Source organism: Bradyrhizobium sp. ORS 86, from assembly GCF_045571475.1.
GTDB lineage: Bacteria > Pseudomonadota > Alphaproteobacteria > Rhizobiales > Xanthobacteraceae > Bradyrhizobium.
On sequence record NZ_CP120699.1, the window covers coordinates 3,940,930 to 3,959,191 of the forward strand.

The following is an 18,262-nucleotide window of genomic DNA, read 5'->3' on the forward strand; positions in this document are numbered from 1 at the left end:
GTCACCGCCGCCATGACGGCGCCAGCCCCTCGCGCATCGCGAGGCGGCGCAGCGGGCCGATCGCGCCGATCAGATGCAAGCCGGCGGCCCGCGCGGTCTGCATCGGCAGGAAATCGCTGAGCAGCGAGCGGTTGGCAAGATCGATTGCCCAGGTCCGGCTGGCGACGTCGGGGCGCCGCGCCAACTGGTAGCGCGACAGCACCCGCGGCGCGCCCGGGTCTTCGCCGCGCGAGACGGCCTGGCCGGCGATCTCGGCAATATCGGCGGCGTCGCGCAGTCCCATATTGAGACCCTGCGCGCCGATCGGCGGCAGCACATGCGCGGACTCGCCGACCAGCGCAACGCGGTCCTTGGCGAATTGCCGGGGCCGCTCGATGGCGAGCGGAAACACATGGCGTCCAGGTTCGACGTGGACGCGGCCGAGGATGGAATGGGATTGCCGCTCCGCCGCCGCGGACAGGTCGTCATCGCCGAGCGCCTTCAGCCGCTCGGCCTCCTTGAGCGCGCAGACCCAGACCACGCTGCTCCGGTTGCCGGAGAGCGGCACGAACACGCAGGGGCCGTGCTCGGTGTGAAATTCGGTCGAGATATTCCGGTGCGGCCGCGCATGCGTGATGTTGAAGGTGAGGGCGGATTGCCCGAGGTCGCGCCTGACAACCTCAATTCCGGCGGCCTCGCGGGACAGCGAGTTGCGCCCGTCGGCACCGACCACGAGGCGGGCCGACAAGGACGGACCCTGCCGCGTCTGCACCGTGACTGCCGTAACGTCAGGAAGAATCGCGGCGGCTTCGTCATCGAACCGCGTCAGCGCCGGCAGTTCGCCGGCGCGCTCCTCGAGCGCTGCGACCAGCGACCGGTTGTCGATGTTGAAGCCGAATTGCTCGCGCCCGATCTCCTCGGAAGAGAAGCGCACCTCGGGCGCACGGATCAGGCGGCCGGTATCGTCGACCAGACGCATCGTCTTGAGCGCCGCCGCTTTGTCGCCACAGCGCCGCCAGACATCCAGCCGTTCCAAGAGATCGGTCGAGGCTCCCAGCAGCGCGGTGGTGCGATTATCGGCATAAGGCGCCCGGCGCGCCAACAGCGCAGTCCTCGCGCCGGCAACGGCCAGGGCGACCGCGGCCGTCAGGCCGGCGGGACCGCCGCCGATTACAATAACGTCATAAACCTGAACATCGTCGGTCATATCAGGACAAATGACATGGTTGGCCCGATTTTCAAGCCGTCGGTGGCGGGCAAAGTTTCCGACGATTTACGCGGCGGAACGCCGCAACAGCGCACATGCAAAGCGGGCCGATTCCTGATAGCACTGCGGCTAAATGGACCAGATCAGCCAGCCGGATGCCGTGCCGGAACGGATGCGGACCGCCGCATTTTCCGTTCACATTTTCACGGCGCTGGGAGCGGGCGTTGCGCTGCTGGCGATGCTGGAGGCGGTGCGCGAGCACTGGGCCAGCATGTTCGGCTGGCTCGGGGTCGCGCTGATCATCGATGGCATCGACGGTCCGCTGGCGCGCAAGCTCGACGTGGTGCGCTTGCAGCCGAACTGGTCCGGCGAGGTGCTCGACCTGGTGGTCGATTTCGTCACCTATGTGTTCGTGCCGGCCTATGCGATCACCGCAAGCGGCATGCTGCTGCCGCTGGCCGCGCCCATCCTGGGCATCGGCATCGTGGTCTCGAGCGCGCTCTATTTCGCCGACCGCCGCATGAAGGCCGAGGACAACCATTTCCGCGGCTTCCCGGCGCTGTGGAATGTGGCAGCGTTCTATCTGTTCCTGCTGCATCTGCCGCCGATACTGTCGACGCTCGCGGTGGCGATCCTGATCGCGCTGACCTTCGCACCCTTCCATGTGCTGCATCCGCTGCGCGTGGTACGGCTGCGCTGGCTGACGCTTTGGCTGCTCGCGGCCTGGGCGCTGCTCGCCCTCTACACCGTGGCGAAAGGCTTCATAGTCGGGACGTCAGTCACAGTCGCACTCTGCGTCATCGCGGCCTACATCGTCGGCAGCGACACCTTGATCCGCCGCGTGAGGGCACTCAGAGCATGATGGAATTGATCGCGAGCCCGGAGGCCTGGGCGGCGCTGTTGACATTGACCGCCCTGGAGATCGTGCTCGGCATCGACAACGTGATCTTTCTCTCGGTGCTCGTCTCGAGGATTCCGCAGCCGCAGGCCAACCGCGCGCGGCAGATCGGCCTGTTGCTGGCGCTGGTGTTCCGCATCGTCCTGCTCAGCATCCTGGTGTGGCTGATCGGGCTGACGCAGCCGGTGATCACCATCAAGAGTGTCGCGCTGTCGTGGCGCGATCTCATCCTGATCGGCGGTGGCCTGTTTCTGATCGCCAAGGCGACTCACGAAATTCACGGCGAGGTCGAGGCGCGCGACGCTGGCGAGGAGGCCAAGCCGACGGCCAGCGCGTTCTTCTGGGTGATCGTGCAGATCATTATCGTCGACTTGGTGTTCTCGCTGGATTCGATCATCACCGCGATCGGCATGGCGCAAGACCTCGAGATCATGATCGCGGCAGTCGTGATTGCCTGCATAATCATGTACGTCTCGTCGGGGCCGGTGGCGCGATTCGTCGCGGAGCACCCGACCACCAAGATGCTGGCGCTGGCATTCCTGGTGCTGATCGGCGTGGCGCTGGTGGCGGACGGATTCAAATTCCACATCCCGCGCGGCTACATCTATTTCGCCATCGCGTTCTCGGCCGCGGTCGAGATGTTCAACGTGCTGGCGCGACGCAACCGCCGGAGGGCGGCGGGATAGGCCGGCTCGGTTGACAAGACGGCTCTGATGGCATTCGCTCGCCTCACTTGAGATCAAGGGAGCGATCGACATGACCAAGGCTGTGCGGGTGCACAAAGTGGGGGGCCCGGAAGTCCTGACCTATGAGGATGTCGAGGTGCCTTCTCCCGGGGCGGGCGAGGTGCGTATTCGGCAGCACGCGGTCGGCCTGAACTTCATCGACGTCTATTTCCGCACCGGCCTCTACAAGGCGCCTGGCCTGCCGTTCATCGCCGGCAATGAGGCGTCCGGCGAGGTTGTGGCTGTCGGTTCCGGGGTAACCAACTTCCATCCCGGCGATCGCGTCGCTTATTACCACAACCTCGGCGGCTACGCCTCCGAGCGCGTCATCCCGGCCGAGAAGCTCGTGAAGCTGCCCGACCACATCACCTATGAGCAGGGCGCCGTGCTCATGCTCAAGGGCCTGACGGTCTGGTATCTCCTGCACAAGACCTTCAAGGTCGAGCCCGGCCATCGTGTATTGATCCACGCCGCGGCTGGCGGCATCGGATTGCTCGCCTGCCAGTGGGCGCATGCGCTCGGGGCGCATGTCATCGGCACCGTCGGCTCAAAAGCGAAGGCCGATCTCGCGCTCGCCAACGGCTGCGACCACGTCATCCTCTACAACGAGGAGAACTTCGTCGAACGAGTCAAGCAGATCAGCCGCGGCGAGCTCTGCGACGTGGTCTATGACGGCGTCGGCAAGACCACCTTTCCGGGATCGCTGTCGTGCCTGCGCCCGCGCGGCCTGTTCGTCTCGTTCGGCAACGCCTCCGGTCCGGTGCCGCCGTTCCCGCTCGCCGAGCTCAACAATCACGGCTCGCTGTTCGCGACGCGGCCGAAGCTCAATGACTATGTCGGCACCCGCAAGGAGCTGCTCGAGGGCGCCGACACGCTGTTCGCGGCCGTGATCAACGGCAAGCTGCACGTGCCGATCAACCATGCCTATGCGCTGAAGGATGTGGCGAAGGCGCATATCGACCTCGAGAGCCGGGCGACCACGGGCGCGGCGATCCTGAGGCCGTAGTTCCACGTCGTTCCGGGGCGATGCGCAGCATCGAACCCGGAACCTCGAGCTCCCGGGTTCACGCTCCGCGTGCCCCGGAATGACTGCGATCATTGCTACGCCACTCTTCGTGCCGCGCCGACCTTCGTCAGCACCATATCCAGGCAATCGATCATCGCCGCGATCTCCTCACGCGTCACGTTGAGTGCCGGCATGAAGCGCAGCGTATCCGGCTGTGGCGAGTTGATCAGTACGCCGGCTGCGAAAGCCTGCGCGACGACCGCCACACCGATCGGCATCTTGAGATCGAGCGCGAGCAGAAGGCCGCGGCCTCTGATGCCACCGAGCCCGTGCCGCGACGACAGCCGCTGCAATTCGCTCTCGAGAAACAGGCCGGTATCGGTCACCGATTTCAGGAAGTCGGGCTCTCCGACTTGCTCCAGCACGGCGAGGCCGGCCGCGCACATCAATGGATTGCCGTTGAACGTGCCGCCCTGGTCGCCGTGATCAAAGCAGGAGGCATGCTCGGTTGCGAGCAGCGCCGCGAGCGGCACGCCGCCGCCAATGCCCTTGCCGAGCGTCATGATGTCGGGCTCGATCCCGGCATGCTGATGCGCGAACAGCTTTCCGGTCCGCCCGATGCCGGTCTGGATCTCGTCGACGATCAGGAGCAGGCCGCGCTGCTGAGTCAGCGCCCGCAACTCATGCAGGAATTGATCGGTCGCAGGCCACACCCCGGCTTCGCCCTGGATCGGCTCCAGCATCACGGCGACGGTCGAGGTTGAGATCAACCGGCGGACCGATTCGATGTCGTTCAGCTTCGCTTTCCGGAAGCCCGGCACCTTGGGCTCGAACAGCGGCTCGAACGCCTTCTTGCCCGAAGCCGACATGGTCGCGAGCGTGCGGCCGTGGAAGCCGCCCTCGAAGGTGATGATCTCGTGGGCGCCGTTCTTGTACTTGGCGCCGAATTTGCGCGCGAGCTTGATCGCACCTTCATTGGCTTCCGCGCCCGAATTGGCAAAGAACACCTGATCGAAGCAGCTCTGCTCGACCAGCGCCTTTGCGAGCTGAAGGCTGGGGCCGTTGTAGAAGGCGGGGCTCGGCGTCAGCAGCCGCTTGGCCTGCGCGGCCAGCGCCTCGGCAACCGCGGTCGGTGCATGGCCGAGCGGATTGACGGCCCAGCCCTGCACGAAATCGAGATAGCGGTTGCGGCTATCGTCCCAGAGGTAGGAGCCCGCGCCGCGCACGAACACGACCTCGGGGCGAGCGGTGATGTCCATCAGCGCGTCGAACGGATGGGCAGCGTTGGTCATGTCGATCTCCTCTGGGGTCAGTGTGGGGAAAGGGCAGGCCGAAAAGCGAGAAGGCCGCGCTTTGGGGCGCGGCCTTCTCGAAAACCTTGGCTGATCTAGTTAATCAGCGCTGGCGTCGGACACGGCGCGACCCATCATCGTCGTTGGTACGACGACGGCAGATGGCGCGGCGGTTGGTCCGGTTCAACTTCATGGCGCAGGCCCATACAGCCGAAGCGCCTCGCATGTCAAGCGTGTCAGAACCCTGCGACGCTGCCGTGCAGATCGTATTCGTCGGAGCGTTCGATCTTGGCGGTGACGATTTCGCCGACCTTGAGGGGGCGGCGGCTCGACAGATAGACGGCGCCGTCGATCTCCGGCGCATCGGCCTTTGACCGGCCCTTCGCCACGGTCGGTCCGACTTCGTCGACGATCACCTGCTGACGGGTGCCGACCTTGCGCTTCAGGCGCCTTGCCGAAATCCTCTGCTGGCGCGCCATCAGCGCATTCCAGCGCTCCTGCTTGACCTCGTCAGGTACGGCGTCGGCAATCGCGTTCGACGCGGCGCCGGCGACCGGTTCGTATTTGAAGCAGCCGAGACGGTCGATCTGGGCTTCCTCGAGCCAGTCGAGCAGGTAGGCGAAATCGGAATCGGTCTCGCCGGGGAAGCCGACGATGAAGGTCGAGCGCAGCGTCAACTCGGGACACTGCTCGCGCCACTTCTGAATCCGCGCCAGCGTCTTCTCCTGCGCCGCTGGCCGCTTCATCGCGCGCAGCACGTCCGGGCTCGCGTGCTGAAACGGGATGTCGAGATAGGGCAGCACCTTGCCTTCGGTCATCAGGCCGATGACCTCGTCGACATGCGGGTAGGGGTAGACATATTGCAGCCGCACCCAGGCACCGAGCTCGCCGAGCTCCTTTGCGAGATCGAAGAACTTGGCGCGGACGCTGCGGTCCTGCCACGGGCTCTCGGCATATTTCAGGTCGACGCCATAGGCTGAAGTGTCCTGCGAGATGACGAGCAGCTCCTTGACGCCGGCCTTCACCAGCCGCTCGGCCTCGCGCAGCACGTCATTGGCCGGCCGCGAGACCAGGTCACCGCGCAGCTTCGGGATGATGCAAAAGCTGCAGCGGTTGTTGCAGCCTTCGGAAATCTTCAAGTAAGCGTAGTGCCGCGGCGTCAGCTTCACGCCCTGCGGCGGCACCAGGTCGAGATGCGGATTGTGGGCCGGCGGCAGCGCACGGTGCACGGCCTCCAGCACGCTCTCATATTGCTGCGGGCCTGTGATCGAGAGCACGCCGGGATAGGCGGACTCGATCTGCTCGGGCTCGGCGCCCATGCAGCCGGTCACGATCACCTTGCCGTTCTCGGCCATGGCCTCGCCGATCGCCGACAGCGATTCCTGCTTGGCGCTGTCGAGGAAGCCGCAGGTATTGACAATCACGATGTCGGCGCCGTCATGATTGCGCGCGAGCTCATAGCCTTCCGCGCGCAATCTCGTGATGATGCGCTCGGAATCGACCAATGCCTTGGGGCATCCCAAGGAAACAAAGCTCACTTTGGGCGCGGCGGCCTGCTGCATAGATTTGATCTGCCTGATTGATGGGCAGGAGCTAGTCCCAATTGCCGAGAATTACAACCCTTTCCGGGCGCAATCGGCGTGTTATGGATGCGCCTTGCCGGGATTTGCGTGAGCGCTTTCGAGCCAAGTGGGTACCGGTCCGCGTTGAAGAACACGGGTCCAGACAGGAGGATGAGAGCATGACGCCGTCCAGTTGGATCGCATCGTGCCCGGTGGTCGATGAACGTTGAGACGTCTCCCAAGATCGTCATAGTCGACGAAAGCCCGATCCGTGCGGCTATCCTGGAGGAGGGGCTGCGGGAGGCGGGCTATTCGGACGTCGTCCATATCAGCGAGATGCAGAGCCTGCTGGCGCGGATCTACGCGCTCGATCCCGAAATCATCGTCATCGACCTCGAGAACCCGAGCCGCGACGTGCTGGAACAGATGTTCCAGGTCAGCCGCGCGGTCCGGCGGCCGATCGCGATGTTCGTCGACCAGAGCGACGCCGCCTCGATCCAGGCATCGGTGGATGCGGGGGTTTCTGCCTACATCGTGGACGGCCTGAAGAAGGAGCGCATCAAGCCGATCCTCGACCTCTGCGTCTCCCGCTTCAATGCCTTTGCCAAGCTGCAGGACGAGCTCGATCGCACCAAGCACGCGCTGGAGGAGCGCAAGGTGATCGACCGCGCCAAGGGCATCCTGATGAAGATGAAGGGGCTGACCGAGGAAGAGGCCTACGTGCTGATGCGCTCGACCGCCATGCGCGAGAAAAAGAAGATCGGGGAGATTGCGCAATCGATCCTGACAGCGTCGGAGCTGCTGAAATGACCATACCATTGCGCATCGGGTTCATTCCGCTGGTCGATGCCGCTGCGCTGATCGTCGCCGCCGACAAGGGCTTCACGGGGGCCGAAGGCCTCGACGTCACCCTGGTGCGGGAAGTGTCGTGGTCGAACGTCCGCGACAAGCTGAATATCGGACTATTTGACGCCGCCCACCTGCTGGCGCCGGTCGCGATCGCCTCGAGCCTCGGGCTCGGTCACGTCAAGGTTCCGATCGCTGCGCCGTTCAATCTCGGGCTCAATGGCAATGCGATTACGGTATCACCGGCGCTTTACGCCGACTTGATGGATGAGATTGACGGCGATCGCTTCGATCCGATGGCCACGTCGCGCGCGCTCGCCCGCGTGGTGGCGAAGCGGCGGGCGCGCGGCGCCGAACCGCTGACCTTCGGCATGACCTTCCCGTTCTCGACGCACAATTATCAATTGCGGTTCTGGATGGCCGCCGGCGGTGTCGATCCCGACGAGGATGTCCAACTCGTGGTGCTGCCGCCGCCCTACATGGTGGACAGCCTCGCCAACGGGCATGTGGACGCGTTCTGCGTCGGCGCGCCCTGGAATTCGATCGCGGTCGATCTCGGCATCGGCCACATCCTGCATTTCGTCGCCGACATCCTGCTCAGCGCGGTGGAGAAGGTGCTGGCGGTGCGCCAGAACTGGTCGGAGAAGCATCCCGACGTGGTGGCGGCGCTGGTGCGTGCGCATCTGCGAGCCGCCGAATTCATTGAGGATCCGCAGAACCGGTCCGAGGTGGCGCACATCCTCGCGCAGCCGGAACGGATCGGCGTCGACGCCAGCGTCGTCCAGCGCACGCTTGACGGCAGGTTGAAGATCGCGCCCGACGGCGCGATGCGGGAAAGCCGCCGCTACCTGCTGGTCGGCCGCGAGGCCGCGGCGCGGCCTGATCCGGCACAGGCCGCCTGGCTCTATGCGCAGATGGTCCGCTGGGGGCAGGCGCCCTTCAAGCCGGATGCGCTCAAGGCCGCGATGGCCGTGTTCAGGCCGGACCTTTACGATGCCGCATCGGGGCGCTCGGCAGGGCCCGCCAACCCGATCGGCGCCTTTGCCGGTCCACCGTTCGATTCCAATGACGTTCCGGGGCACCTGGCCGCCTTCAAGATTGGGCGCTGGAAACCTTGAATTGCCGTTTCCCTGGCTGACGCACGACAGCCGGTTCCAGCAGGCGCGCGTGGGACCGGTTCCCGATGGTTTGAATTCGAGCGAATAAGGTTCTCGCGTGAAGCCCTTGCGAAGTATTTTTTGCTCGATGCCGACTTCGTGAAGGCGGGACCATCACTATTTTCGCGCGCCGCTTGAATCATCGCGCGAACGATATTCCATAAGCCTGCAAATGGGGCGTTGGAGATCGACCATGCGCGAGCTATCGGCGGAAGCCCGCCTGCATCTTTACGCGCGAACCTTTTCACGGAAGACCGGGACCAGGATTCACACTGCGGCGCTCTACGGCGCCTTTGCGGTGATCGCGGCAATTGTGTTCGGCACGCTCTCCGTTCACCCGTTCTGACGCTTCGGGCCGAAGGTTCTCAGCGAAATCCCAAAGGGGTCGGCGGTCGCGCCGGCCCCTTTGCTTGCGGGAAACTCAGTGCGCGGTCTTGAACGGCGCGACCGTGATGCCGGCATGCTTCAATGCCTCACGGACGCCGCGCGCGATTTCGACGGCCCCACGGGTATCGCCATGGATGCAGACGGTATCGGTTTGCATCTTGATCACCTTGCCGGTGACGGACACCACCGCGCCGTCCTGCACCATCCGCACCACGCGGTCGGCGATCGCCTTGGGATCGTGCAGCACCGCGCCGGGCTTCTTGCGCGAAACTAGGTTGCCGTCGTCTTCGTAAGCGCGATCGGCAAACACTTCATGCGCCATCCGCAGGTTGGCGGCCTCTCCCGCACGGACCAGCTTCGAATTCGCCAGCACCACGAAGACGAGGCTGGGATCGACCGCCTTGATCGCGTTGGCGATTGCCTTCGCGGTCATGTCGTCTTCGCAGGCGACGTTGGAGAGCGCGCCGTGCGCCTTCACGTGGGTGACCTTGTGGCCGGCGGCAGTCGCAATCGCCTGCAAGGCGCCGATCTGATAGGCGACGAGGTTCTCGATCTCGGACGATTTCAGTCCGGGCACCGGGCGGCGGCCGAAGCCGTGCAGGTCGCGATAACCGGGATGTGCGCCGACGCTGACGCCGCGCGCCTTCGCAAGCTCGACCGTCTGCCGCATGATGTCGGCATCGCCGGCGTGGAAGCCGCAGGCGACGTTGACCGAGGTCGCAAGCTCGATCATCGCGGCATCATTACCCATTTCCCAAGGACCGAAGCTTTCGCCGAGATCGCAATTGAGGTCGATGGTTGAGGTCATGACGATCGCTCCGTTGTTGTTAGTGAGCTCTGTTGTTTGCATGATCTCCAAACATATTGCACGTGCCGCGAAGGAAAACCGCTCACACGTTTCCGGATCATGCTTATGGCACGGCGACCTGCCAGGTGGCGGCGTCGACGGCGCTGACGGCCTGGCCTGCGACGTTAGCATCTCTTAGCGCTTCAACGTTGAGCCCGAAATCCTCGATGCCGCGCAGTCGTTCCGGCAGGGAGCGCAGCAGCTCCTGGAACTTGCTTGCCTCCGCCTGCGCCTCGGCCATCGTTACGGCCTTGAATCGGAACGGGCGGCCGGCCGAGATCTGCGCGAAGCGGCCGAAGTCGGCTGATATCAAGGTTGCGATCTTCGGATAGCCGCCGCTCGTGCCGCGGTCCGGCATCAGCACGATCGGCTGGCCGTTGCCCGGGATCTGGACGCTGCCATTCACCGTGCCGTCCGACACGATGTTGTGGCCGTCGAGATGCTTGATGACAGGACCTTCGAGCCGGTAGCCCATGCGGTCGCTGGTGGCCGATATTTTCCATTCGCTGTCGAGAAACAGCTTTTTGCTCTCCTCGGAGAATTCGTCATCCTGCGGTCCGAACACGATGCGGATCGGCGCGTCATTGGTGGCCGGCAGCTCGATCCGGCGCTCGGCCGCGCCGCTCGCAGCTTGCGTCGTCAACTCGTCGCCATCCTGCAATGGCCGCGGATAGGGGCTCCCGAGCCCGGCGCGAGCGTTGACCGCGAGGCTTCCGAACATCGGCTCGCCTTCGATGCCATGTTCAATCGCGAGGTAGCTGAACGATCCGCCGCGGGCAAAGCCAAGCGTGAGGGTCTCGCCGTCCGCGAGCGCGGCGGAACTGTTGACCGCGATCGCGCGGCCGCCGATCTCCGCATTGCGTGACGCACCCGCAAGTCCCACCCGCACGGCGCCGCCGCGCGCCGTAAAGGTCGCGCCGAACGGGCCGATCTCGATCGCGGCGGCGAACAGCTCGTTGCCGACCAGCGCATTGGCAGCGGCCAGCGCCAACCGGTCCATGGCGCCGCTCGGCGTCAGGCCGTAGCGCTGCGATCCCGGCCGGCCGCCGTCCTGAACCGAGCTTGCGGGACCGATCGAGGCGACGACAAGCTTGCTCATGGCGTCACCAGTTCGGCGATGAATTCGCCGGCTTCGGCGGCGCGGTCCTGCTCGGCGAAAGTCCTGGCATCCACCGCCGTGAAGGTGATGGCGTCGCCCGGCTCCAGCAGGAAAATCGGATCGCGATGGAGCTGGTAGGTCCTGACAGCGGTGCGTCCGAGCAGATGCCAGCCGCTCGGGCCGGCAAGGCACTGGATGCCGGTCTGGATGCCGCCGATCGAAATGGTGCCGGCGGGGGTCAGCAGCCGCGGATCCTTCCGACGCGGCATGTGTAGGAACTCGTCCAGGCCGCTCAGGTAGGACCACCCGGGCGTAAAGCCGATCATCGCGACACGATAATCACCGGCTGTGTGACGCGCGACGATCTCGTCCGGCGTGGTATCGAGCGCCTTCGCCACGTCCTCAAGGTCGATGCCGTTCTCGCCGCCATAGGCAACGGGGATGCGCCAGCGCCGTGCGCCAGTCGCGGTCGGCAGCGCCTGGGCTGCCCGCGCGAGAAGCTGTTCGCCGAGCGCGTCGAAGCCAATCTGCACGGGATCGTAATGCACCAGCAGCGAGCGATAGGTCGGCACGGTCTCGGTGATGCCTGCAATCGGCTCCGCGGCGATGATGCGGTCGAGCGCCAGCACGCGCCGATTGGCAGCATCGTCGATGGTGCGGCTGAATTCCACCGTGATGGCACTGTCGCCACTCGGCAAAAGGCGGGGAGGGCTTAAGGGGTCGGCCATTGGGTCAAGCAAACTCGTCGCGCATCAAGCTAGCGTGTTTTAGCCCGGAACGGAATTCACCGCGTGCAAAATGATGCAGCAACTTCAATAAATTAATCGGCATGCCGACGATAAATTTGGATGATCGGAGGATTTCGCCACGGCCCTTGACGCAAGGGCTTCGCCCCGCAAGATGCAGCCGTTTGTTTCCTCCCACCGGAGCCTCAAGTCCCGATGTCCCTGTCTGCCGAAGCGCTCGCGACGCTGTCGCACGTCTCCACCGCCACCATCACCACGGTCCTGCTCAAGAAGGGCCTGCGTAACGTCTGGATGCGCGGCACCAAGCCGCTGCGGCCGGGCACAAAGCGGTTGGTCGGCCCCGCCTTCACGCTGCGCTTCGTGCCGGCTCGCGAGGATCTGGCGACGCCGGAATCCTGGTCGTCACCGATCTCGACCCGCACCGCGATCGAGGCAATGCCAGAAGGCTGCATTGCCGTGGTCGACGCCATGGGCATCACCGATGCCGGCATCTTCGGCGACATCCTCTGCGCCCGCATGGTCAAGCGCGGCGTGACCGCCCTGATCACCGACGGCGTCGTGCGCGATGTGGAGGGCGTGCTCGGCACCGGCCTTCCGGTGTGGTGCGACGGCTATGCAGCGCCGCCGTCGGTCGCGGGCCTGACCTTCGTCGGCTGGGGCGAGCCGATCGGGTGTGGCGGCGTTGCCGTGTTCCCGAACGACATCGTCGTCGCCGACCAGGATGGTGCGGTGCTGATCCCGCAGGCGTTCCTCGACCACGTGCTGGCGGAAGGGCCGGAGCAGGAACGGATGGAGGCGTGGATCGTCAACGAGGTGAACAATGGCGCCCAATTGCCCGGGCTCTATCCGATGAACGCCGAGACCAAAGCACGCTACGCCGCCAGCAAGAAATAACTTGAGAAGAGCGAGGTAAGCCCATGGATATCCACGTTGCCGGCTCGCGGCCAACCCGCCGCGCGCCGAAGGAGAATTTTACCGGCACCGTGCTGCAGGACCCCATCAACATGGCGCCTGCACCGGCGCGGCTGAACGCCTCGCGCGTGTCGTTCGAACCCGGCGCACGGACCGCCTGGCACACCCATCCGCTCGGCCAGACGCTCTATGTGATCTCGGGCATCGGCCGGGTGCAGGCCAAGGGCGGCCCCATCAGGGAGATTCGTCCCGGCGACGTCGTCTGGATTCCGCCGAACGAGAAGCACTGGCACGGCGCATCGCCCGGCAACGGTATGACCCACATCGCCATGCAGGAGGCGCTCGACGGCGTCTACTCGACCTGGATGGAGCACGTCACGGACGAGGAATACAACGGCAAGGTCGGCTGAGCCCCTGATCTGTGGCCCGGATTGCGCGGCGCTCAATCCGGGCCACGACATTCGATCACGACCAAGTGCGCCGAAGTGATGGACTTCGGCTGACTAGTCAAACCATGCGGCGTAGATCTTCTTGTAGGTGCCGTCTTCCTTCGAGATGTGGAGCCACTGGTCCACGAAATCCTTCAGCGCCACGTCGCGCTGCAGCCAATAGGCCTTTTCTGCAAAGTCGAACGGCTTGTCGGGATGCACCGCGCAGAGCACGCCCGGATGCAGCTTCTGTTGATAGCGTGTCTCTGACGCGTCGGTCATCATCAGGTCGGCGTCGCCCTTGGCGATTTCGTCGAAGATCTTCGTGTTGTCGTTGAACACACGGATCTCCGCGCTCTTTACGTTAGCGCGCGCGAAGCGCTCATTGGTGCCACCGGGATTGACGACGATGCGGATGCCCGGCCTGTCGATCTCGGCGAGCGTGTCGTACTTGCCCTGGTCGGCGCAGCGCGCAATCGGAGTCTTGCCTTCGCGCATGATCGGGGTCGAGAACAGGCCCTTCTTCTGCCGGTCGAAGGTGATGGAGACGCCGCCCATCGCGATGTCGAAATTGTCGGCCTCGAAATCCTTCATCATTTGCGGCCAGGACGTCGGCACGAATTCGACCTTGACTCCGAGCGCCTTGCCGAGCGCTTGCGCCATATCGACGTCGAAGCCGCGGAACGTCTTTGTCTCCTTGTCGAGATACGTGAAGGGCAGATAGTCGCCGGTCATGCCGACGCGCAGCGTGCCGCGCTTCAAAATGTCGTCGAGGCGAGACGGCGCTTGCTGCGCGTGAGCCACAGACAACAGCAGGGCCATGGCGAGGCTGACCAATACACGAAACATCAACTTCTCCGACAATTCCGATCATCGCAGTAACCGGCTCACGCCAGCGTCGCTAGCGGTCAACGGCCGGCACCGACCTCGATAAGCTAGGGCTCGTTGTTGTCCCTGGGGACGGGACCGGCGGGCACCGTGCGGCTGATCATCTCCTGCTTGAAATGCTCGAAGCGCTGCCGTGCCTCGGCCTCGCGATCGTCGACGAACTTGATCGCCGCGTTCGCCTCCATGGGACCGTTGACCAGCGGCGTCGATCCCTCGCCCAGGATCTCGTCGACGTAATAGCGTCCGTCGTCCTCACGCACCGTCCAGCGGAAGCGAAGTGCCGCCATCGGACCAGGGCCAGCTTTGGAATAGCCGTTGGCCTCAATCGGTTGGACCTTGACCTCGACCGGCAGGATCGGCTCCGGCTGGATTTGCTCTGCTTCGCTTGGCATCGGCTCGGCCTGCGTGGGCTCGCTCGGCAAGGGGTCGTCCGACGGAGGCAGAGGCGGAGGCAGCGATACGGCCGCCGACGGCTCCTCGACTGGGGCAGCCGGGGCCGGCGGATTGTCCGCCGCCTTGGCCAGTCCAGGAGGCGTGGTCGACTGGTCGAGAATGCTCGCGATCGCCGCAAGCGCGTTGTCGGTCGGGTCGTCGTGAGGCACGATTCGGTCTCCAGGCAAGGGTTCGCCGGCGCGACTCTATCTACCTGATCTAGCTGCCGTTTGTCAGCCTAAGCACAAATCGGTGGGCGCTTGTCGCGCCACGGGCGGACCTGCTCGAGCTGGCCGGCAAGACGGAACAGGCGTCCTTCTTCGCCGAGTTTGGCCGCGAACATCATCCCGAGCGGGAGTCCGGCCTTATTCCAGGCCAACGGCACCGACATCGCCGGCTGACCGGACATGTTGAACATCGAGGTGCCCGGCATGTAGCGGCGCAGGACCGGCGCGATGTGGCTCAGGTCCTCGGACATCGTGTTCAGCTCGCCGAGTCGAAGTGGCGGCGCACACAGCGTCGGGCTGAGGAAGACGTCGCAGCCTTCGAAGAAGGTCGCGAGCCCGCGTGAAATCTGGAACGCGGCAAGCTGAGCGGCGACGTAATCCGCCGGTGTCAGCTTGAGGGAATTCTGTGCGCTGGCGAGTGTCAGGTGCTCGACATCGTCGGAAGTCAAAGCACGGCCGAACCGTTGCTCGAGCAGCCGCACCGTCAACGCCGTGTTGCCGCCGACGATCGCGGTCATCACCGGAGCTGGATCGGCAGCAAGCACGGGCGCACGCTCTTCGACATGATGGCCGAGGCCAGCCAGGAGGTTGGCGACATCGCGAACTGCCGCGGCAATCTCCGGGTCGATCGCATCGCCGTAGGGTGACTTGTCGGTGAAGCTGATACGGAGCTGGCCCGGATCGCGGCCCACCTCCTGCGAGAACGGCCGCTCCGGAGGCGGCGCGACATAGGGGCTCGATGGTTCGGGACCGTGTACCGCGTCCATCATCACTGCGCTGTCGCGGACGCTGATGCTGAGCACATGGCCGACGGAGAAGCCGCCCCAGCCTTCGCCGCGGTCGGGGCCGACCGGGTTGCGCGCCCGGGTCGGCTTCATGCCGAACACGCCGGAGGCGGAGGCGGGGATCCGGATCGAGCCGCCGCCGTCGCTGGCATGCGCGACCGGCAGGATGCGCGCCGCGACCGCCGCGCCGGCGCCGCCGGAGGAGCCGCCCGAGGAGTGATCGAGATTCCACGGGTTGCGGGTTGGCCCGAACAGGCGGGTTTCCGTCGTCGGCATCAGCCCGAATTCCGGGCTCGAGCTCTTGCCGAAAATCGTGACGCCGGCGTCGAGAAAGCGCTGGGCCAGCGTGCTGTTGTGATCGGCGACGAACTCTTTCAGCAGGCTGGCGCCCGACGTAGTGCGCGTGCCCTCGAGCGGATCGAGATCCTTCAGGAGGAACGGCACGCCGGTGAAGGGGCCGTCAGGCAGACCCTTGGCGATCTGGTGCTCGGCATAATCGTAATGCTTGACAACGACCGCGTTGATCTGGGGGTCAACCTTTGCGGTACGCGCGATCGCCTCGTCGAGCAGCTCCTTTGGAGTCACTTCCTTCTTGCGGACGAGCTCCGCGAGACCAACCGCGTCGTAATTTCCGAATTCCTTGAAACCCATATGGATGCTCCGCATCGCCGGGCCGACCGACTGGATCGGCCGCGGCGCGAATGAGGGAGACTGAAGCTCAGTCGAGGACGTCCTGATTGATGATGTTCTGGCGCAGCGGATTGCCGTCCAGAACGCTCAGGATATTGCGCGCTGTCTGCTCGCTCATCCGATCGACCGCCTCGACGGTAACGCCGGCGACGTGCGGCGCCATGATCACGTTCGGCAAGTCGTGCAGGGGCTGGCCGACCGGCGGCGGCTCGACTTCGAAGACGTCGAGACCGGCACCGGCGAGCTTGCCCGAGACCAGTGCATCGTGCAGCGCCCTTTCATCGACGATGCCGCCGCGCGCGGTGTTGATGAGGTATGCGGTCGGCTTCATCCGCCTGAGCCGGGCCGCGTTGAACATGCCGACCGTCTCCGGCGCCTTCGGGCAGTGGATGGTGACGAAATCCGCACGCGGCAGTGCTGCGTCGAGGTCAGGCACCGCTTCGCAGTCGGCCGCCGTAATCTCCGCGGCGGACTTGTAGGGATCGTACACCAGCACATTCATTTCCATCGCCAGGCAGCGCTTGGCGGTGCGCGTGCCGATGCGGCCGAAGCCCACGATCAGAACCGTCTTGCCGTAGAGATCGAACGGCAACACACCGAGACGGCTCGCCCAGGTACCTTCCTTCACCATGGCGTGCATTTCCTGCGCGCGCTTGGCCAGCGTCAGCATCATGAACAGCGCCTGTTCGGCGACCGACGGGGAGTTTGCGGTGCCTGCGACCATCAGCGGGACCTTGCGGCGGGATAGCGCGGGCACGTCGACGGCGTCGTAGCCGACACCGATCCGCGTCACCACCTTCATGTCCTTGGATGCCTCAAGCTCAGCTTCGCCGAACCGGGTCGCGCCGAGCGCCACGCCATGCACCGGCGCGTGCTGCTCGAGCATGGCCTGGAAATCCTTGGCTGAGATCAGGTTGGGAAACTCGATGAGTTCGATGTCGTCCCGCTCGTTGAGGAGAGCGCGTGCCCCCGGCGACAATGTCTGGGTGACAAAAATCTTGTTCTTGTTGGTGGCCATTTCCTGCCCTTGAGGTTTCTTGTGCGCCGTCAAAGGACGGCGCCGGTCACCTCGTTTAGCAAATGCATATTGTTGAGGTCCACAGCCAATCGGAGCGGGCTGCCATCCTGCGCGCCGGCATTGGGGCTTACCCGGCCGCAGACCTGGGTGCCGTCGAGCGTAAAATAGACCAGGGTCTCCATGCCCATCGGCTCGGTAACGTCGAGCTGCGCGTCGAACGGCTCGACGCCGGGCTCGGCATGCGGTCTGGACTCGGCGAGATGCTCGGGCCGGATGCCCAGCAGCAGCTTGTCGGTCCGCGGCACGGTCTGGTAGCGGGCCGCCCGCTGTGGCGGCACCGGGAAGGCGAGGCGGTCGGTCAGCCGTATCTGGAGCCTGCCTGCGTCGTCCTCGAGCCGGCACGGCACGAAGTTCATCGCCGGCGAGCCGATGAAGCTCGCCACGAACCGGGTCGCCGGCTTGTGGTAGAGCTCGTTCGGCGTGCCGATCTGCTCGATGCGGCCGTGGTTCATCACCACGACGCGGTCGGCCAGCGTCATCGCCTCGACCTGATCGTGGGTGACGTACACGGTCGTGGTGCGAACCTTCTGGTGCACCTTCTTGATCTCGATCCGCATCTGCACGCGCAGCTTGGCGTCGAGGTTGGACAGCGGCTCGTCGAACAGGAAGACCTTCGGATTGCGCACAATCGCGCGTCCCATCGCGACGCGCTGGCGTTGGCCGCCGGAGAGTTGCTTCGGCTTGCGGTCGATCAGGTCGGTGATGTCGAGCATGCGCGCGGCTTCGGCGACCCGGGTCTTGATCTCGGCTTTCGGATAGTGCTTCAGCCGCAGCCCGAACGACATGTTCTCGGCGACTGTCATGTGCGGGTACAGCGCGTAGTTCTGGAACACCATCGCGATGTCACGGTCCTTCGGCGGCACGTCGTTGACGACGTCACCGCCGATCATGATGTCGCCGTCGGAAATGTCCTCGAGGCCGGCAATCATCCGCAGCGTCGTCGACTTGCCGCAGCCGGACGGTCCGACCAGCACCACGAACTCATGGTCGGCGATGTCGAGATCGATGCCGCGCACCGCCTCGACATCGTCATAACGCTTCACCACTTTGCGCAACGTCACGTCTGCCATG

19 protein-coding genes are annotated in these 18,262 nt (G+C 64.8%); 8 read left to right on the top strand and 11 right to left on the bottom strand.

The genetic code is table 11. The features are described from left to right. Window position 1: 1 nt before the first annotated feature. Window positions 2–1,186 (bottom strand): UbiH/UbiF family hydroxylase, encoded by a 1,185-nt coding sequence (locus P6U25_RS18155; RefSeq protein WP_407146127.1) that lies wholly within the window; start codon window positions 1,184–1,186, stop codon window positions 2–4. Window positions 1,187–1,319: 133 nt separating this feature from the next. On the opposite strand from P6U25_RS18155, the gene pcsA reads away from it, so the two are divergent. From pcsA to P6U25_RS18170, 3 genes are all read left to right on the top strand, one after another. Beyond that, on the top strand, window positions 1,320–2,048 hold the full coding sequence (gene pcsA / locus P6U25_RS18160) for a phosphatidylcholine synthase (protein WP_407146128.1): 729 nt from the start codon (window positions 1,320–1,322) through the stop codon (window positions 2,046–2,048). Further along, window positions 2,045–2,770 carry a TerC family protein gene (locus P6U25_RS18165; protein ID WP_407146129.1) on the top strand — a complete coding sequence of 242 codons (726 nt, stop codon included), beginning with the start codon at window positions 2,045–2,047 and terminating at the stop codon, window positions 2,768–2,770. The genes pcsA and P6U25_RS18165 overlap by 4 nt, the downstream gene beginning before the upstream one ends. A gap of 70 nt (window positions 2,771–2,840) precedes the next feature. Then, window positions 2,841–3,815 carry a quinone oxidoreductase family protein gene (locus P6U25_RS18170; RefSeq protein WP_407146130.1) on the top strand — a complete coding sequence of 325 codons (975 nt, stop codon included), beginning with the start codon at window positions 2,841–2,843 and terminating at the stop codon, window positions 3,813–3,815. 95 nt (window positions 3,816–3,910) lie between these two features. Here the strand turns inward: P6U25_RS18170 and P6U25_RS18175 are convergent, their stop codons facing one another. Both P6U25_RS18175 and rimO read right to left on the bottom strand, forming a co-directional pair. Then, window positions 3,911–5,107, bottom strand: a complete 1,197-nt coding sequence (locus P6U25_RS18175; RefSeq protein WP_407146131.1) for an acetylornithine transaminase — start codon at window positions 5,105–5,107, stop codon at window positions 3,911–3,913. 236 nt (window positions 5,108–5,343) lie between these two features. Then, on the bottom strand, window positions 5,344–6,669 hold the full coding sequence (gene rimO / locus P6U25_RS18180; RefSeq protein ID WP_407146132.1) for a 30S ribosomal protein S12 methylthiotransferase RimO: 1,326 nt from the start codon (window positions 6,667–6,669) through the stop codon (window positions 5,344–5,346). Between the two features lie 219 nt (window positions 6,670–6,888). Here rimO and P6U25_RS18185 point away from each other — a divergent pair, with 219 nt between their 5' ends. The 3 genes from P6U25_RS18185 (at window position 6,889) to P6U25_RS18195 (ending at window position 9,018) form a co-directional block, all read left to right on the top strand. Next, the gene (locus P6U25_RS18185; RefSeq protein ID WP_407146133.1) at window positions 6,889–7,479 is read left to right on the top strand and encodes an ANTAR domain-containing response regulator; all 591 of its coding nucleotides are present in this window, start codon (window positions 6,889–6,891) and stop codon (window positions 7,477–7,479) included. Beyond that, the gene (locus P6U25_RS18190; protein WP_407146134.1) at window positions 7,476–8,633 is read left to right on the top strand and encodes a CmpA/NrtA family ABC transporter substrate-binding protein; all 1,158 of its coding nucleotides are present in this window, start codon (window positions 7,476–7,478) and stop codon (window positions 8,631–8,633) included. The genes P6U25_RS18185 and P6U25_RS18190 overlap by 4 nt, the downstream gene beginning before the upstream one ends. Before the next feature lie 232 nt (window positions 8,634–8,865). Then, window positions 8,866–9,018 (top strand): hypothetical protein, encoded by a 153-nt coding sequence (locus tag P6U25_RS18195; RefSeq protein WP_407146135.1) that lies wholly within the window; start codon window positions 8,866–8,868, stop codon window positions 9,016–9,018. Between the two features lie 75 nt (window positions 9,019–9,093). On the opposite strand, the gene P6U25_RS18200 is transcribed toward P6U25_RS18195, so the two are convergent. The 3 genes from P6U25_RS18200 to pxpB form a co-directional block, all read right to left on the bottom strand. Then, window positions 9,094–9,867: a LamB/YcsF family protein gene (locus tag P6U25_RS18200; protein WP_407146136.1), complete on the bottom strand. Its 774-nt coding sequence runs from the start codon at window positions 9,865–9,867 to the stop codon at window positions 9,094–9,096. Between the two features lie 103 nt (window positions 9,868–9,970). Then, the gene (locus tag P6U25_RS18205) at window positions 9,971–11,005 is read right to left on the bottom strand and encodes a biotin-dependent carboxyltransferase family protein (protein ID WP_407146137.1); all 1,035 of its coding nucleotides are present in this window, start codon (window positions 11,003–11,005) and stop codon (window positions 9,971–9,973) included. Then, on the bottom strand, window positions 11,002–11,733 hold the full coding sequence (gene pxpB, locus P6U25_RS18210; RefSeq protein ID WP_407146138.1) for a 5-oxoprolinase subunit PxpB: 732 nt from the start codon (window positions 11,731–11,733) through the stop codon (window positions 11,002–11,004). Before pxpB ends, P6U25_RS18205 begins: the two co-directional genes overlap by 4 nt. A gap of 213 nt (window positions 11,734–11,946) precedes the next feature. Here pxpB and P6U25_RS18215 point away from each other — a divergent pair, with 213 nt between their 5' ends. After that, window positions 11,947–12,645, top strand: coding sequence for a ribonuclease activity regulator RraA (locus tag P6U25_RS18215; RefSeq protein WP_407146139.1), 699 nt, complete (start codon window positions 11,947–11,949; stop codon window positions 12,643–12,645). A gap of 23 nt (window positions 12,646–12,668) precedes the next feature. Continuing rightward, window positions 12,669–13,073 carry a cupin domain-containing protein gene (locus tag P6U25_RS18220; protein WP_407146140.1) on the top strand — a complete coding sequence of 135 codons (405 nt, stop codon included), beginning with the start codon at window positions 12,669–12,671 and terminating at the stop codon, window positions 13,071–13,073. A 93-nt stretch (window positions 13,074–13,166) separates the two neighbouring features. Here the strand turns inward: P6U25_RS18220 and P6U25_RS18225 are convergent, their stop codons facing one another. The 5 genes from P6U25_RS18225 to P6U25_RS18245 all read right to left on the bottom strand — a co-directional run bounded on the left by P6U25_RS18225 (window position 13,167) and on the right by P6U25_RS18245 (window position 18,261). Beyond that, a complete protein-coding gene (locus P6U25_RS18225; RefSeq protein WP_407146141.1) occupies window positions 13,167–13,940 on the bottom strand; it encodes a transporter substrate-binding domain-containing protein in 774 nt (257 codons plus the stop codon). A gap of 86 nt (window positions 13,941–14,026) precedes the next feature. Beyond that, complete coding sequence (locus P6U25_RS18230) at window positions 14,027–14,581, bottom strand: hypothetical protein (protein WP_407146142.1); 555 nt, start codon at window positions 14,579–14,581, stop codon at window positions 14,027–14,029. Between the two features lie 68 nt (window positions 14,582–14,649). Beyond that, window positions 14,650–16,074, bottom strand: a complete 1,425-nt coding sequence (locus P6U25_RS18235; RefSeq protein WP_407146143.1) for an amidase — start codon at window positions 16,072–16,074, stop codon at window positions 14,650–14,652. Between the two features lie 67 nt (window positions 16,075–16,141). Continuing rightward, window positions 16,142–17,131: a hydroxyacid dehydrogenase gene (locus P6U25_RS18240; RefSeq protein ID WP_407146144.1), complete on the bottom strand. Its 990-nt coding sequence runs from the start codon at window positions 17,129–17,131 to the stop codon at window positions 16,142–16,144. 29 nt (window positions 17,132–17,160) lie between these two features. Next, window positions 17,161–18,261, bottom strand: a complete 1,101-nt coding sequence (locus P6U25_RS18245) for an ABC transporter ATP-binding protein (RefSeq protein ID WP_407146145.1) — start codon at window positions 18,259–18,261, stop codon at window positions 17,161–17,163. Window position 18,262 lies beyond the last annotated feature (1 nt).

What these genes read in the sequence shown, in the direction of transcription:
- P6U25_RS18220 (WP_407146140.1), top strand. Translation starts at nt 12,669, where the DNA reads ATGGATATCCACGTTGCCGGCTCGCGGCCAACCCGCCGCGCGCCGAAG.
- P6U25_RS18205 (WP_407146137.1), bottom strand. Translation starts at nt 11,005, where the DNA reads ATGAGCAAGCTTGTCGTCGCCTCGATCGGTCCCGCAAGCTCGGTTCAG.
- P6U25_RS18185 (WP_407146133.1), top strand. Translation starts at nt 6,889, where the DNA reads ATGAACGTTGAGACGTCTCCCAAGATCGTCATAGTCGACGAAAGCCCG.
- P6U25_RS18195 (WP_407146135.1), top strand. Translation starts at nt 8,866, where the DNA reads ATGCGCGAGCTATCGGCGGAAGCCCGCCTGCATCTTTACGCGCGAACC.
- P6U25_RS18190 (WP_407146134.1), top strand. Translation starts at nt 7,476, where the DNA reads ATGACCATACCATTGCGCATCGGGTTCATTCCGCTGGTCGATGCCGCT.
- P6U25_RS18165 (WP_407146129.1), top strand. Translation starts at nt 2,045, where the DNA reads ATGATGGAATTGATCGCGAGCCCGGAGGCCTGGGCGGCGCTGTTGACA.
- rimO (WP_407146132.1), bottom strand. Translation starts at nt 6,669, where the DNA reads ATGCAGCAGGCCGCCGCGCCCAAAGTGAGCTTTGTTTCCTTGGGATGC.
- P6U25_RS18235 (WP_407146143.1), bottom strand. Translation starts at nt 16,074, where the DNA reads ATGGGTTTCAAGGAATTCGGAAATTACGACGCGGTTGGTCTCGCGGAG.
- pxpB (WP_407146138.1), bottom strand. Translation starts at nt 11,733, where the DNA reads ATGGCCGACCCCTTAAGCCCTCCCCGCCTTTTGCCGAGTGGCGACAGT.
- P6U25_RS18175 (WP_407146131.1), bottom strand. Translation starts at nt 5,107, where the DNA reads ATGACCAACGCTGCCCATCCGTTCGACGCGCTGATGGACATCACCGCT.
- P6U25_RS18200 (WP_407146136.1), bottom strand. Translation starts at nt 9,867, where the DNA reads ATGACCTCAACCATCGACCTCAATTGCGATCTCGGCGAAAGCTTCGGT.
- P6U25_RS18170 (WP_407146130.1), top strand. Translation starts at nt 2,841, where the DNA reads ATGACCAAGGCTGTGCGGGTGCACAAAGTGGGGGGCCCGGAAGTCCTG.
- P6U25_RS18215 (WP_407146139.1), top strand. Translation starts at nt 11,947, where the DNA reads ATGTCCCTGTCTGCCGAAGCGCTCGCGACGCTGTCGCACGTCTCCACC.
- P6U25_RS18155 (WP_407146127.1), bottom strand. Translation starts at nt 1,186, where the DNA reads ATGACCGACGATGTTCAGGTTTATGACGTTATTGTAATCGGCGGCGGT.
- pcsA (WP_407146128.1), top strand. Translation starts at nt 1,320, where the DNA reads ATGGACCAGATCAGCCAGCCGGATGCCGTGCCGGAACGGATGCGGACC.
- P6U25_RS18245 (WP_407146145.1), bottom strand. Translation starts at nt 18,261, where the DNA reads ATGGCAGACGTGACGTTGCGCAAAGTGGTGAAGCGTTATGACGATGTC.
- P6U25_RS18225 (WP_407146141.1), bottom strand. Translation starts at nt 13,940, where the DNA reads ATGTTTCGTGTATTGGTCAGCCTCGCCATGGCCCTGCTGTTGTCTGTG.
- P6U25_RS18240 (WP_407146144.1), bottom strand. Translation starts at nt 17,131, where the DNA reads ATGGCCACCAACAAGAACAAGATTTTTGTCACCCAGACATTGTCGCCG.